This window comes from Microbacterium sp. (genome assembly GCF_049650565.1).
GTDB lineage: Bacteria > Actinomycetota > Actinomycetes > Actinomycetales > Microbacteriaceae > Microbacterium.
In genome coordinates, this window is record NZ_JBASAK010000039.1 from 1 (window position 1) to 14,025 (window position 14,025).

Annotated in this window: 12 protein-coding genes; 3 read left to right on the forward strand and 9 right to left on the reverse strand. The window is 68.6% G+C overall.

Annotated features, from left to right (window positions below; all coding sequences use genetic code 11):
- The first annotated feature begins 437 nt into the window (after positions 1 to 437).
- Positions 438 to 1,109 carry a potassium channel family protein gene (locus WA967_RS06440; RefSeq protein WP_424420217.1) on the forward strand — a complete coding sequence of 224 codons (672 nt, stop codon included), beginning with the start codon at positions 438 to 440 and terminating at the stop codon, positions 1,107 to 1,109.
- A 53-nt stretch (positions 1,110 to 1,162) separates the two neighbouring features.
- Here the strand turns inward: WA967_RS06440 and WA967_RS06445 are convergent, their stop codons facing one another.
- The gene (locus tag WA967_RS06445; protein ID WP_424420219.1) at positions 1,163 to 1,594 is read right to left on the reverse strand and encodes a GlcG/HbpS family heme-binding protein; all 432 of its coding nucleotides are present in this window, start codon (positions 1,592 to 1,594) and stop codon (positions 1,163 to 1,165) included.
- Between the two features lie 157 nt (positions 1,595 to 1,751).
- On the opposite strand from WA967_RS06445, the gene WA967_RS06450 reads away from it, so the two are divergent.
- On the forward strand, positions 1,752 to 2,942 hold the full coding sequence (locus WA967_RS06450; RefSeq protein WP_424420221.1) for an acyl-CoA dehydrogenase family protein: 1,191 nt from the start codon (positions 1,752 to 1,754) through the stop codon (positions 2,940 to 2,942).
- A 23-nt stretch (positions 2,943 to 2,965) separates the two neighbouring features.
- Here WA967_RS06450 and proC read toward each other — a convergent pair whose 3' ends face one another.
- Complete coding sequence (gene proC, locus WA967_RS06455; protein ID WP_424420223.1) at positions 2,966 to 3,805, reverse strand: pyrroline-5-carboxylate reductase; 840 nt, start codon at positions 3,803 to 3,805, stop codon at positions 2,966 to 2,968.
- A 141-nt stretch (positions 3,806 to 3,946) separates the two neighbouring features.
- On the opposite strand from proC, the gene WA967_RS06460 reads away from it, so the two are divergent.
- Complete coding sequence (locus WA967_RS06460) at positions 3,947 to 6,133, forward strand: thiamine pyrophosphate-dependent enzyme (protein ID WP_424420225.1); 2,187 nt, start codon at positions 3,947 to 3,949, stop codon at positions 6,131 to 6,133.
- Here the strand turns inward: WA967_RS06460 and WA967_RS06465 are convergent.
- The 7 genes from WA967_RS06465 to WA967_RS06495 form a co-directional block, all read right to left on the reverse strand.
- Complete coding sequence (locus tag WA967_RS06465; protein WP_424420227.1) at positions 6,117 to 7,043, reverse strand: LysR family transcriptional regulator; 927 nt, start codon at positions 7,041 to 7,043, stop codon at positions 6,117 to 6,119. The genes WA967_RS06460 and WA967_RS06465 overlap by 17 nt on opposite strands.
- 70 nt (positions 7,044 to 7,113) lie before the next feature.
- Entirely contained in the window at positions 7,114 to 8,262 is a 1,149-nt protein-coding gene (locus WA967_RS06470) for a Glu/Leu/Phe/Val family dehydrogenase (RefSeq protein ID WP_424420229.1), read from the reverse strand.
- Between the two features lie 135 nt (positions 8,263 to 8,397).
- A complete protein-coding gene (locus WA967_RS06475; protein WP_424420231.1) occupies positions 8,398 to 9,117 on the reverse strand; it encodes a GntR family transcriptional regulator in 720 nt (239 codons plus the stop codon).
- 78 nt (positions 9,118 to 9,195) lie between these two features.
- Positions 9,196 to 10,086 carry a dihydrodipicolinate synthase family protein gene (locus WA967_RS06480; RefSeq protein ID WP_424420233.1) on the reverse strand — a complete coding sequence of 297 codons (891 nt, stop codon included), beginning with the start codon at positions 10,084 to 10,086 and terminating at the stop codon, positions 9,196 to 9,198.
- Positions 10,083 to 12,146 carry a dipeptide ABC transporter ATP-binding protein gene (locus WA967_RS06485; protein ID WP_424420235.1) on the reverse strand — a complete coding sequence of 688 codons (2,064 nt, stop codon included), beginning with the start codon at positions 12,144 to 12,146 and terminating at the stop codon, positions 10,083 to 10,085. Before WA967_RS06485 ends, WA967_RS06480 begins: the two co-directional genes overlap by 4 nt.
- On the reverse strand, positions 12,146 to 13,075 hold the full coding sequence (locus WA967_RS06490) for an ABC transporter permease (protein ID WP_424420237.1): 930 nt from the start codon (positions 13,073 to 13,075) through the stop codon (positions 12,146 to 12,148). Before WA967_RS06490 ends, WA967_RS06485 begins: the two co-directional genes overlap by 1 nt.
- The gene (locus tag WA967_RS06495; RefSeq protein WP_424420239.1) at positions 13,072 to 14,016 is read right to left on the reverse strand and encodes an ABC transporter permease; all 945 of its coding nucleotides are present in this window, start codon (positions 14,014 to 14,016) and stop codon (positions 13,072 to 13,074) included. The genes WA967_RS06490 and WA967_RS06495 overlap by 4 nt, the downstream gene beginning before the upstream one ends.
- Positions 14,017 to 14,025: the final 9 nt, after the last annotated feature.

The window sequence follows — 14,025 nt, forward strand, 5'->3', positions numbered from 1 at the left end:
TTGGAGTAATGCGGGTCACGCACAGCGTTCGAACTCGTTGTGCCTTTGCAGACAACGGCATACCCGCTGGCGGATGACCGCAGCGTGACAGTTTCGGTCGCGGAGGACGAGTCCGCCGATGACAACGACGGCGTTGCCTCGGACGGCAAGAAGTCCTCTGGCGCAGTGCTATATCCCTGTTGCTGGAGGACGCGGGTTGCCTCTGCTCCGGGGTCGACTCCAGGCTCCTCGGCAGCGTAGGCAGGCACCGCGACACCTGCCCCTACCAGCACGAGCGCGGCCACGAACCACCACCGTCGCATTCTTCGACCTGATTGCCGTGGACCTGTACTCAGCTTGAGCATTAATCAATCCCCTCCGGATCTGCCCGCGCATCACGCACTGGTGCTCGGGAGACTAACACGACGACAGATCGCATCGTCCGTAGACTGAGCAGCATGGTTGACATGGTTCGCGGCGACGCACCGGTGCTCGTGATCGGCCTGGGTCGCTTCGGCGCCGCCTGCGCAGGCGAGCTGGACAGGCTCGACCGCGAGGTGCTCGCGATCGACGAGGACCTCGGGCTCGTGCAGAAGTGGTCTGAGCGCGTCACGCACACCGTGCAGGCGGACGCCCGCAACATGGACGCGCTGCGCCAGATCGGCGCGCAGGACTTCCAGGTGGCCGTCGTGGCCGTCGGCTCGCTCATCGAGGCATCCGTGCTCATCACGGCCAACCTCGTCGATCTGAAGGTGCCGCAGATCTGGGCCAAGGCCGTCTCGCAGTCGCACGGCAAGATCCTCGCGCGCGTGGGCGCCAATCACGTCATCTATCCCGAGCGCGAGGCCGGCGAACGCGTGGCGCATCTGGTCAGCGGCCGGATGCTGGACTTCATCCGCTTCGACGACGACTTCGTCCTGGCCAAGATGTACCCGCCGAAGTTCATCCGCGGCGTGAAGCTGAGCGAGTCCGGCGTGCGCACCAAGTACAAGGTCACCGTGGTGGGCGTGAAGAGCCCCGGCAAGCCGTTCCGCTACGCGGAGGCCGACACCATCGTCACCAACCACGACCTGATCATCGTGTCGGGCACGAACAGCGACATCGAGCGGTTCTCCGGGCTGGACCGGTAGGCCCAGCCACCCGGCGCACGCTCAGGCGGGGGCGCTGCGTCCCCGCCTGACGCTCACAGCCCCGCACCCTCGGTGCGCGCGCCGAGCCTCTTCAGCACCTCGAGGGCGATCTCCGCATCCTGAGCAGGGGTGCCGCCGGCCACTCCGAGGCCTCCCACGTGGACGTCGTCGAAGAAGATCGGCACTCCGCCGTCGACCGTCGTGAGAATGCCGCCGGTCCCGAGCGGAAGCGCGATCGCGAGCGCCTCGGGGATGAGCGCCGTCCTCCGGCGCGTCGATGCCGCCGTGGCGGCTTTGCGCCGACTGGTCTCCGCACTGTGCGGTGTCGCCCCGTCGGCCACGCCGTAGGCGATGAGCGTCATCGCAGGGTCCGCGACGGCCACCACCGGTTTCACGCCCCTGCTCGCGCCGACCTCCATCGCCAGTGCGACGGCCCGTGCCGCCGTGTCGTACGCGATCGTCGCGGTCTGCCTGTATGTCGACATCATGCTCCTCTGTCTCGGACTCACGTATCACGCTACGGTCAGCCGGTCTGCAGACGGCGTTGCTGCGGCGGCAGGGAGACCAGCGATTCTCGTGCTTGCCCCAGAGTCTGAGCGTCATCGTTGACGACCCCGCGCGCGCATTCCTAGCATGACGACCATGAAGCCTGCGCAGCCCCTGCCCGTCGCCGACGCGATCGACATCGCGAACGTCGACTCCCTGCTCACCGACGAGGAGAGGGAGATCCGCGGCGCCGTCCGTTCGTTCTGCAGCCAGCACGTCGACCCGCACGTCGCGGAATGGTTCGAGACGGGTGACCTGCCGGCCGCCCGCGAGCTGGCGCGCGGATTCGGCGAGCTCGGGCTGCTGGGCATGCACCTCGAGGGCTACGGCTGCGCGGGGATGTCAGCGACCTCCTATGGCCTCGCATGCCTGGAGCTCGAGTCGAGCGACTCCGGCATCCGGTCCTTCGTGTCGGTTCAGGGCTCCCTGGCCATGTACGCGATCCACCGCTGGGGCTCCGAGGAGCAGAGGACGCAGTGGCTGCCGCAGATGGCGTCGGGCAAGGCGATCGGCTGCTTCGGCCTCACCGAACCCGACCGCGGGTCGGACCCGGGCGGAATGCTGACCAGTGCGCGTCGGGACGGCGGCGACTGGGTCATCGACGGCCGGAAGATGTGGATCACCAACGGCTCGATCGCCGACGTGGCCGTCATCTGGGCTCAGACCGACGAGGGCATCCGCGGATTCGTCGTGCCCACGTCGACGCAGGGTTTCTCCGCAACGCGCATCCCGCACAAGCTGTCCCTGCGCGCGTCCATCACCAGCGAACTCGTGCTCGACGGCGTCCGTGTTCCCGACGCCGCGATGCTTCCCGGCGCACGGGGCCTGTCCGGCCCCCTGGCGTGCCTCAATGAAGCGCGGTTCGGGATCGTCTTCGGCGCCCTCGGCGCTGCGCGATCCTCGCTGGAGACAGCCGTGCGCTACTCGCGGGAGCGCGAGCAGTTCGGGCGCCCGATCGGCGCCTTCCAGCTGACCCAGGCCAAGCTCGCCTCGATGGCCTTGGAATACCAGAAGGGCCTGCTGCTGGCCATGCACCTGGGCCGACTGAAGGACGCGGGTGCGCTGCACCACACGCAGGTCAGCCTGGGCAAGCTGAACAACGTGCGCGAATCCCTGGAGATCTGCCGCACCGCCCGAACGATACTCGGAGCGAACGGCATCAGCCTCGAGTACCCGGTCATCCGTCACATGAACAATCTCGAGTCGGTCCTGACGTACGAGGGCACGTCCGAGATGCACACGCTGGTCGTGGGTCAGCACCTCACGGGCATCGCCTCGTTCCGATGAGCATCACGGGGCGATGACGATGGTCATCCGCCGGCGCCGAGCTCCACTGCACGGTCCCGTGCCGCTTGGATCGTACGTGTGAAGATCTCGGCCAGCCCGGCATCCTGCAGCACGGCGACGCCACGCTCGGTGGTCCCGTGGGGACTGGTCACCTGCCGTCGCAGCTCTGCGGGACCATCGCCGGATGCGTCCAGCAGCGCGGTCGCCCCGGCGAAGGTCTGCTCGACCAGGAGCCGAGCCTGGGCCGAGGAGAACCCCAGCCGTTCCGCGGCGGCCGTGAACTCCTCGATCAGGAAGTAGACGTAGGCCGGGCCGGAGCCTGAGATCGCACTCAGCGCGTCGATCTCGGACTCCTCCACTTCGACCACTGTGCCCACCGTCTCGAACAGGCGGCGCACCAGCGCGACATCATCGGCGTCTGCAGCCGACCCCGGCGCGATTCCGGTGACGCCCTGCCCGATGGCGGCCGGGGTGTTCGGCATGGCCCGGACGACCTTGACGTCGGCGCCGAGAATAGCCTCGAAGGTCCGAGCGGGGATGCCCGCGGCGATGCTGACGACCACCGCGTCAGGGGGGACGGCCCCCGCGATCTCCTGCAGCAGCGCGGGGACCATGACCGGTTTCACTCCGACCACGATGAGTCCGGCGCCGGCGGCCGCCGTCACGTTGGCATCCGCGGTGGTCGCCGTCGCCAGGCTCGTCGTCCCGGGCAGCTCCGCGAGCGCCGCAGCGGACGCCGTCGAACGATTGACCGCCGTGACGCCGCCCTGAACCGGGATGCCGGATGCCAGCACACCCCGCAGCAGCGCCCCGCCCATCGATCCAGCGCCGAGGAATGCCAGGGGGGGAAGGGAATGTGCCATGTTCCGATTCTAGAACTCCGCCCTCGGGCATCAGCCTTGCTGGGCCGACCCCAACGGGATGGAGCGGTCGCTCTGTTGGCTTCGGGCGGTCGCCGGTGAATGCTGGCAGGAGAAGACAGGATCGAGCAGGAAGAGAGTCCCGTGAGCGATGCCCTGGACAGCTGGGTCGTCAGTGCCCTCGACACCGGTGACCTCCCGGCGGTGCCCACTCTCGCCGCCCAGGACGAGGTCCCGCTGCTGCTGTCGCTGTTCGACGCACAGGCGCAGAGCCGAAGACTCGACGTCGCCCAGCGCTGGCTGCAGAGCCGGAAGGAGGGCTTCTACACGATCGGCTCCGCCGGCCACGAGGGCAACGCGGCCGTCGCCCTCGCCCTGCGTCCGACGGACCCCGCGCTGCTGCACTATCGCAGCGGTGGGTTCTACGCGGCGCGCGCCGGTCAGGTGCCGGGGAGCACGCCGATCGCCGACGTCCTCCACGGCAGCGCAGCCGATGTGCGCGACCCCATCTCCGGCGGCAGGCACAAGGTCTTCGGCCATGCGCGCCTGGCGATCATCCCGCAGACCTCCACCATCGCCTCCCACCTTCCGCGCGCATTCGGGCTCGCCTTCGCCGTCGGCTCGCGGGCGTTCCCACTCCAGGGCGTCGCAGACGACGCCGTGGTCGTATGCAGCTTCGGCGACGCGTCGGCCAATCACTCCACTGCGCAGGGCGCGCTCAACGCGGCCGGCTACTGCGCGCATTCGCAGCGACGACTGCCGCTGCTGCTGGTCTGCGAGGACAACGGGATCGGCATCAGCACCCGCACGCCGTCAGGATGGATCAGCCGGCTGATGGACGGCCGCGCCGGCCTCCGCTATGCGCGGGCCGAGAGCACCGATCCGGTCGGTCTGCTGCGCACCGTCACCGACCTGGCCGCGGCGGTCAGGGAATCCGGCGCTCCGGCGCTGCTGCATCTCGGCACCGTCCGCTTCGGCGGGCATGCCGGTTCGGATGTGGAGACGGCATACCGTTCGCGCGCGGAAATCGCGACCGATCACGCTCGCGATCCGATCCTCGCGACGGCCGCCGCCCTGGTGACGGCCGGGCACCCCCTCGGAGATCTGCGCTCACGCTACGCGCAGATCTCCGAGGAGATCTCACACGTCGCCGAGGCGCTCGCGTCAGGTCCTCGCCGACTGTCCACTGCCGGCGAGGTCATGGCTCCGCTCACCGAGGAGCGGCCGGCCGAGGTGCGCGCGAGAGTCCGCCTGCTCTCGAGCGATCGCAGCGAGGCGTTCGACGGGCGCCTGCCCGAGTCGGTCGGACCGCTCACCCTGGCGCAGTCGGTGAACGCCGCCCTGCGCGACACGCTGGCCGCGCGCCCGGCGGCGCAGGTCTTCGGAGAGGATGTCGCACGCAAGGGCGGCGTCTACGGGGTCACCCGCGGTCTGCGCGCCGCCTTCGGCTCGACCCGGGTCTTCGACACGCTGCTCGACGAGCAGACGGTGCTCGGCACTGCTCTGGGCGCGGCGCTGGCGGGGGGACTCCCGATTCCCGAGATCCAGTACCTGGCCTACCTGCACAACGCCGAGGATCAACTGCGCGGGGAGGCGGCCTCGCTGCGGTTCTTCTCCGCCGGGCAGTACGGCAACGGCATGATCGTGCGCATCGCCGGCCTCGCCTACCAGAAGGGCTTCGGCGGGCATTTCCACAACGACAACTCCCTCGCCGTGCTGCGCGACATCCCCGGGCTCGTGGTGGCAGTCCCGAGCGGTCCGGCCGCGGCACCCGCGCTCCTGCGCGAATGCATCGCACTGGCTGAGGCGGAGCAGCGCGTCTGCGCCTTCGTCGAGCCGATAGCGCTCTACCACGAGCGTGACCTGCACCAGCCCGGCGACGACGCCCTCCTCGCGCCGTACGCGCCGCCGGCCGAGTGGGACTCTCTGCGGCGCCCACGCGGCACGGTGGACGTCCTGCAGGAGGGCGAGCGAGTTCTGCTCGTCACCTTCGGCAACGGCGTGCGCATGAGCCTGCGCGCGGCCGCCCGTCTGCCTGCCGGCGCAGCTGGGGTACTCGATCTGCAGTGGCTGTCCCCCCTGCCCGCCGCGGCCCTGCTGGGCGTCGCCTCCCGCTACCCCGCGGTATTGGTCGTCGACGAGACCCGCGCCAGCGGAGGCGTCTCAGAAGGCGTCGTCGCGACCCTCGTGGACGGCGGTTACGCAGGCCGGATCCAGCGCATCACCAGCCGCGACACCTTCGTGCCGCTCGGCCCCGCCGCTGATCGCGTCCTCCTGGACGAGGAGCAGATCGTCGCCGCCGCGTCCGTCCTGCTCAGTCACCGACGCTGAGCCCGGGAATGCCATGCAGCGACCGCACGGCTGTGAGGCACGCGTCGAGCACCTCATCCGTGGCAGGGATCGCCCCCACCGCACGACGCACCGCCAAGACCCGGCGCAGCAGGCCTCGCGTCGTCATGGGACGGATGACCGTGCCGCTCTCGTCCTCATGTCCCAGTGCCGGCACCAGGGCAATGCCCAGGCCCGCCCGGACGAGCCGCCTGATCACGTCGTAGTCGCTGCTGCGGAAGCTCACCTTGGGCACGAACCCCGAGGCCGCACTCAGCCGCTCCAGGAACACGGCCGCCGCTGTGCCCCGTCGCGTCGCGACCCAGACCTCGTCCATCACATCGGCCATGGAGACGGCCTCCGCATCGGCCAGACGGTGCCCGACGGGCATCAGCACTCCGACCTCCTCCTCCAGCAGCACCGTCTGCTGCAGCTCGGCCGGCCACTGCCGCGGCACGCCCGCGTACTCGTAGATGACGGCCAGATCGATCCGCCCTTCCTCCACCAGCGGAAGCAGCACGTCGGGCTCGTCCTCCTCCAGTTCGATCCGCAGGTTCGGGAGCCGCTCGGCCAGCAGTGCCAGCACTCCGGGCACGATCCGCTCGCTGGCGGTCGGGAAACTGCCCAGTCGCAGCCTTCCGCTTCGCCCGCCGGCGAGGTCCCGCACCTGAGCCTCGAGTGACTCCAGCATGGCCAGCATGGGGCGGCTGGCTTCGGCCAGCAGCTCCGCGGAGACCGTGGGGCGGATGTCGCGCGCGCCGCGCTCGAAGAGCACCATTCCGACGCTGCCCTCCAGCGCGGCCATCTGCTGGGACACCGCCGATGGCGTGTAGCCGAGTTCGCGCGCAGCCATCGCGAACGACCCCGTGCGGATCACGGCGAGCATGGTGGCGAGGTGGATGGGATTGAGCATGAGGTCCTCGTCAGGGGTGGTTCCGTTCGGTACAGGCTCTCACGAACTCCGCCGGAAGGCACGACCTGCGCTAAGCACGCGGATCCCGCTGCCCTCGGGCCACCATCGCCGACGCGACCCTCTCCTGTGCGAGTCCGGTCGCCGTCACGTGCGCCGGCTGCGCACGCCGCCGGCTCTCCGCCACGACCGACGTCGCATTGGCCCTCATCTTCGAGGACACGGCGTCGAACACCACCTCGGGGTCGACGGCGAATGGCGACCTCCGGGCATTCATCGAGTGCGCCGCGGCCACGATGCCGCCGGCATTGGCTATGAAGTCGGGGACCAGTGCGATTCCTCGCTCGAAGAGCGTCTCCCGCGCCTCGGGGAACGTCGGCATGTTCGCGGCCTCGACGACCAGACGTGCGGTCGTGGATGCCGCGATGGACGCTGTGATGACATCTTCACGTGCGGCAGGGATGAGGATGTCGACATCCGCCTCGAACACCGACTCGGGCGCCGGGCTGCCCCCGTATGCGAGCACGCAGTCATCGCCGTGCTCGACGCGCAGCGCGGCGAGCAGCTTCAGGTCGATGCCATCCGGGTCGACCACGGCGCCGCTGATCGTGGAGATGGCGGTGACGCTGGCGCCGAGTTCGGACAGGCGCTCCGCCGCGGCGAACCCGACGGCGCCATAGCCCTGGATCGCCACACGGGATCCCACCAGTTCGAAGCCGAGTTCCGAGACTGCCGCATCCGTGGCCTCGGCCACGCCGAAGCCGGTGATGCCGAACTCGTCATAGGGCAGGCCGCCGAGGCTGCCGGGAAGGCCGACGGCGGCGCCGATGTCACCGAGCTCGTCGGCCATGATCGCCGCATCCCGCTCGTTCAGCCCCATGTCCAGCCCGAAAACGTACTCCTCGGGCACCTCGTTGGCCAGCGCGCGAGCGAAGGCCCTCAGCTGGGCCTCCTTGTCCGCCCCGTGGGGATCCCCGAGGATTCCCGCCTTCGCTCCGCCGAAGTACAGGTCGTTGGCGGCCCATTTCCACGTCATCGTGCGGGCGAGCCTGGCGATCTCACCGACCGTGACACCGGTCGACATGCGGGTTCCGCCCTTACCCATTCCTCGGGATGTGTTGTCGATCACCAGGACGCCGCGCATGCCCGTGCGGGCATCCTGCACGCACACGACCTTCTCCGGACCCCACTCATCCATCTCCGCGAGCACATCGCCCTCCATGTTCCGGCTCCTCACACCGACGCACTGATTCCGCCTGTGCTCCGATTGTGGGCTGGAACCCGGCTGGGGACCACGCATCGAGAACGACAAGGAGGCACTGCAGCGCCAGCGTCTCTGGCACTCGATGCGGAACTGCTACGAGGCCGGCCCAGCGAGGGAGGAGCCGCCCTCATCGAACAGTCGCGGCGCCGGTGAGGAGTGCTCGAGGATCACCGCGAGCGCATCCTGGATGTGCCTGCGCATGGTCGACTCCGCGGTCTCCGGATCGCCGTCCATGATGGCCTGGGCGATCTCGGAGTGCTGCCGCAGAGACGTCGCCAGCTCCGCGTCGTTGTACAGGGACGCCACCTGCACGTTGTAGTAGTAGTCGACGTTCCGTTCGATCTGACCGACCAGGCGCCGGTTGCCGCAGGCGTTGATCACGGCGGTGTGGAAGGCGTCATTGTCGTAGACCATCTTGGCGCCTCCCGTCCGGTTCTCCCCCGGGGAGACATGACGGTGCGCGACCAGCCCGAGGATGCTCTCACGCTCCTCCGCCGTCGCGCGCTCCGCCGCCAGCGCCGCGGCCCGCCCTTCCAGCGCCTCGCGCACCTCGTAGATCTCACGGATCTCATCGAGGGCGAGCTCTCTGACGACCCACCCCCTGCGTGCCGGCACGACCAGCCCGTCGACGGCGAGGCGCTGCAGGCTCTCGCGCACGGGAGTCCGCGAGACCTGGAACCGCTCGGCGAGGTCCACCTCGATCAGCCGCTCATTGGGTCGCAGCTCCCCGCGGACGATCGCGAAGCGGAGGTTCTCGTACGTCCGCTCGGCGAGACTCCCCCGGTTCTCCGTTCGTTCGTCTTCAGCAGCCACAGCGCTCCTCCTGCCCGAGCCCGATTCGCTCAACGCGTGTGGGCTCGTGCTCACAGCATCCATACCGCTCCTCGCGACCTAGGCCATCGCCCGCGCGACGCCGTCGATCGCCTGTGCGATCCTCAGCCGCTCGGCCGAACTGATGGGGGTCGCGACGCGTCGTGCAGAGCCTATCGCACGGCCTTTGAGATGCATCGCCTCCTTGATGAGCACCGGATAGCTGCGCGCCACCAGCGCATCGACGAGATCGCAGATCGCCTGATGCAGCCGCTCGGCGCGCGGCAGGTCCCCCACGGCGATCGCATCGTAGAGCGCCACGTGAGCTTCAGGCTCGACGTTCGCCGCGAAGGACACGACGCCGACCGCCCCGACAGCCATCGAGGGCATGAGATAGGAATCCCTCGCGGTGAGCACTGCCAGCCGATCTCCCGCCTGCTGAACGGTCTCGGCGAGCTGGGGCTGATGACCCTCCTTGATCCCCACGACCTTCGAATGGTCGGCGAGATCGGAGATCAGCTCAGGCACCAGATGCACGCCCGAATAGCCCGGGCAGTTGTAGATGATCGTGTCGAGTTCAGCGCGCTCGACGACATCCAGGAAGTGCGCGGCAACCTCGTCGGCCGTGTGGGCCGAGGCGTACGGGGTGATCAGGAACAGCCCGTCTCCGCCGATGTCGTGCACATGGTCGATCAACGTGCGCAGTTCGAGGATGGACGGTCGGCCGATGCCGCAGTAGACGGGCACCCGACCGGCGGCCGCCTCGACAGTGGTCTGCAGCACGCGTCGGTGCTCACCGAGGTCGAGAGTCTCGGCCTCGGCTGTGATCGCGCAGGGAGTGAGGCCGTGCACTCCGGCCGCGATCAGCCGCTCGACATCATCGGCGAGCGCGTCGTAGTCGATGTGCAGCTCGCCGTCCATCGGCGTCGCAGGTGCGACGATCACCCCCGAGGGGAGTGCGATACCAGTCATGGGTGTGCTCCTTCCGGGACATGCGCCCCCTCGCCGATGAGGTGGCACGCCACCTCGGAACCCGACTCGACAGCGCGACGCGTCGACGGCACGAGCACGTCGCACAGCCCCGGCACAGCGAGCGGACAGCGTGTGCGGAACCTGCATCCGGACGGCGGCGCCAGGGGCGACGGCAGTTCACCGGAGGCGACTGTCGGAGCCGGCCCGTCCCCGCGAGAGTCGATGCGCGGGATGGACGACAGCAGCAGCTTCGTGTACGGATGCTGGGGGCGCTCGTAGATGTCGTCGGCGGTTCCGAGCTCGACGATCTGCCCGAGGTACATGACGGCCACCCGGTTCGCGATGTGGCGCACCACGGAGAGGTCGTGCGAGATGAACACGTAGGTCAGACGGAAATCGCGTTGGAGATCCTGCAGGAGGTTCACGATCTGCGCCTGGATGGATACATCGAGTGCGGAGATCGGCTCATCGGCGATGATCAGCTTCGGCTTCAGGACCAGCGCTCTGGCGATCCCGATCCTCTGGCGCTGACCACCCGAGAACTCGTGAGGATGACGGTTCAGGAAGCGCGATGGCAGCCCGCAGACGTCCATCACCTCCAACACCGCCTTGCGGAGGTCCCTGCTGGACGTGTTCCCGAGGTTGCGCAGCGGCTCCGCGATGATCTGCTCGACGGTGCGTCGCGGGTTCAGCGACGCGTGACTGTCTTGGAACACCATCTGCAGGTCGCGGCGGCGCTCACGCATGGCGCGACCCGAGAGCGCCGTCAGATCGTCGCCGTCGAAGCGGATCGTGCCGCTGGTGGGCGGCTCCAGGTTGAGCAGCACGCGCCCGAGTGTGGACTTGCCGCAGCCGGATTCCCCGACGAGGCCCAGTGTCTCGCCCGGATGCACATCGAAGGAGACCCCGTCGACAGCCCGCAGAGTCCGCTTGCCCGAGGACAGGCCCGCACCGAGGGTGAAGACCTTGGACACGTCGCGCACCTCGAGGAGGGGTATGCGCTCGGGCTCCGACGCCGCAGGCATCTGCGGTTCCGCCTCGCGGACAACCGGCGGCGCCTCGGCCTTGGTCTTGTCGAAGTCGCTCAGCGTGCGCATCGGATGCCAGCACCGCTCCGCGTGACCCGCGCCGGCGTCGACCAGCTTCGGCTCATCCGTCCGGCAGGTCTCGTCGGCGAAACGGCAGCGCGGTGCGAACCGGCATCCCGCGGGCAGTGCCGCCAGGTTCGGCGGCATGCCCTCGATGGTGAGCAGGTGCCTGCCGCGTTCGCCGTCGAGCTTCGGAGCCGCGCGCAGAAGCGACCATGTGTAGGGATGCTGAGGGTTGCGCAGCACCTGCTCGGTGGGTCCCTCCTCGACGATCCGCCCGGCATACATGACGATCATGCGCGTGCAGATGTTCGCGACCACCGAGATGTTGTGCGTGATCAGCATGATCGCCGTGCGCGTCTCGCGGTTCAGGTCGCGCAGCAGACTCAGGATCTGGGCCTGGACGGTGACGTCCAGAGCCGTCGTCGGCTCGTCCGCCAGCAGCAGGGATGGCTCGTTGGCCAGACCCATCGCGATCATGATCCGCTGACGCATGCCGCCGGAGAACTGGTGGGGATAGTCATCGACTCGTTCCGCAGCTGCGGGGATGCGCACACCCGACATCAGAGACGCCGCACGTTCAGCCGCAGCGCGCCGATCCGAGAGCCCATGCACTCTCATGGCCTCTTCGAGCTGAGCGCCGACCTTCATGACGGGATTCAGCGACGACATGGGATCCTGGAAGATCATCGACACGTCATTGCCCCGGAATCGCCGCAGCTCCTCGGTCGACATGCTCAGCACATCCCGGCCATTGAAGAGGATCTCGCCGCTGGCGACGCGTCCGGGCGAGGGCACGAGCCGCAGAATGGATGCGGCGGTGACGGACTTGCCGCACCCGGATTCGCCCACGACCCCGACGATCTCGCCCTCGGCGATGTCGAAGCTGACGTCGTCGACGGCGACCACGGCGTCCTCGCCCTCGCCGAAGCACGTTCGCAGGTTCCTCACCTGCAGTACCGGCATGGCCATCAGATACCTCCTCTGGTGCTGCCTGGCTCGGCCAGGGCAGCTGCGGGTGTCTTCGCATCCACGCCGACATCGGTGCTGTCCGCCGCACGGGTGCGCAGGCGCGGGTCGCCGCCCTCTGCGAGCGCGTCACCGAGGAAGTTCAAGGCGAGAACCGTCAGCATGATCGCCAGGCCGGGGAAGAGCACGGGGTACGGGGACTGGGAGATGTACAGCTGAGCGCTGTTGATCATCGACCCCCACGAGGCCTGGGGCGGCTGCACCCCGAGGCCGAGGAAGCTGAGCGCGCTCTCCACCAGGACGACGTGCCCAAGACTCAGCGTGATCTGAACCAGGAGCACGGGCAGGATGTTGGGAAGCATGTGGCGGAACAGGATCGTGGCGGTCCGCGTGCCGGCGGCGCGGGCGGCCTCCACGTAGGTCTGCTCGCGCACCACGAGAAGACTGCTCCAGGTCAGCCGGATGAACCTGGGCGCGTAGGCGATCCCGACGGCCAGGACGACGTTGAGGATCGAGGGTCCCAGGATGGCCATGAGCACGATGGCCATGAGGATCTCGGGGAAGCCGAGGAGCACGTCGGCGAACCGCAGGATCGCCGTCTGCACCCAGCTCGGCCCGACGGCCGCGATGCCTCCCAGCGCGATGCCCACCACCATGGCGAGAGCGACGGCCGAGACCGAGACGAAGAGCGAGACCTGGGCGCCGTACATCAGCCGGCTGAGGATGTCTCGACCGAGTTCGTCGGTGCCCAGCCAGTGCTGCGCGGACGGGGCCTCGAACCTCTTGACGAGGTCGGCCTGATCCTGGGGATACGGTGCCAGGATTCCCGCGAACACCGCGGACAGCACGACGATGACGAGGATGACGATGCTCGTCGTCGTCGCGACCCCGGGGGCTGCGAGCGCACGCATGCGGGAGAACAGATGCGTCATGTCCGCCTCACTCTCGGATCGGTGAGCCCGTAGGCCACGTCGACGATCAGGTTGATGACCATGAAGAGGATGCCGTAGATCAGGATCATGGCCTGCACGACCGGGTAGTCACGCGCGGAGATCGCGTCGAGCAGGTAGCGCCCGTTCCCGGGCCAGGCGAAGACCTTCTCCAGCACGACCGTGCCGCCCAGGAGGTAGCCCACCTGGAGCCCGACGGACGTGATGGACGGGATGAGGGCGGCGCGGAACGCATGCCGCCGCATCACCTGCCCCGCAGGCACACCCTTCGCGTGCGCGACACGGATGAACTCCTGCTGGAGCGTGTCGATCATGGATGCCCGAAGCATCCGTGTGGTGGTGCCGGCCATGGCGACCCCGAGTGTGATCGCAGGGAGCGTCAGCCGTCGAAGGTTCTCCACGGGATCGTCGAAGAACGGAACGTATCCGCTCGAGGGGAACCAGCCCAGTGTGACGGCGAAGAGCAGCACGAGCATCAGCCCCAGCCAGAAGGACGGGACGGAGACGCCCACGAACGCACCGACCCGGATCGTGGCGTCAGCGGGACGCCCCCTTCGGGCGGCCGAGACGACACCGGCCGGGATGGCGATCAGAAGCGCGACGACCAGGCCGCCGAAAGTCAGCTGCAGCGTCGCGGGGAGCCGCTCCATGACATCGGCCGTGATGGAGCGCCCAGTGAGGAACGACGTGCCCAGGTCTCCCTGGAGCATGCGCCAGAACCAGTCCAGGTACTGCACGATGATCGGCCGATTCAGACCGAGGCTCTCGCGGATCTGCTCGGCCGCAGCGCCATCTCGATCGTCCTGGAGAAGGAAGTCCGAGATGTCGCCGGGGATGAAGTGGATCGCGATGAACGCGAGCGTGGCGATCGCCCAGGCCGTCGGCACCAGCAGCAGGAAGCGCCGCAGGATGTAGCTCACCATGGGAGGGTC

Coding starts and splice junctions, on each gene's coding strand:
- WA967_RS06440 (WP_424420217.1), top strand. CDS start 438: ATGGTTGACATGGTTCGCGGCGACGCACCGGTGCTCGTGATCGGCCTG.
- WA967_RS06445 (WP_424420219.1), bottom strand. CDS start 1,594: ATGTCGACATACAGGCAGACCGCGACGATCGCGTACGACACGGCGGCA.
- WA967_RS06450 (WP_424420221.1), top strand. CDS start 1,752: ATGAAGCCTGCGCAGCCCCTGCCCGTCGCCGACGCGATCGACATCGCG.
- proC (WP_424420223.1), bottom strand. CDS start 3,805: ATGGCACATTCCCTTCCCCCCCTGGCATTCCTCGGCGCTGGATCGATG.
- WA967_RS06465 (WP_424420227.1), bottom strand. CDS start 7,043: ATGCTCAATCCCATCCACCTCGCCACCATGCTCGCCGTGATCCGCACG.
- WA967_RS06470 (WP_424420229.1), bottom strand. CDS start 8,262: ATGGAGGGCGATGTGCTCGCGGAGATGGATGAGTGGGGTCCGGAGAAG.
- WA967_RS06480 (WP_424420233.1), bottom strand. CDS start 10,086: ATGACTGGTATCGCACTCCCCTCGGGGGTGATCGTCGCACCTGCGACG.
- WA967_RS06485 (WP_424420235.1), bottom strand. CDS start 12,146: ATGGCCATGCCGGTACTGCAGGTGAGGAACCTGCGAACGTGCTTCGGC.
- WA967_RS06490 (WP_424420237.1), bottom strand. CDS start 13,075: ATGACGCATCTGTTCTCCCGCATGCGTGCGCTCGCAGCCCCCGGGGTC.
- WA967_RS06495 (WP_424420239.1), bottom strand. CDS start 14,016: ATGGTGAGCTACATCCTGCGGCGCTTCCTGCTGCTGGTGCCGACGGCC.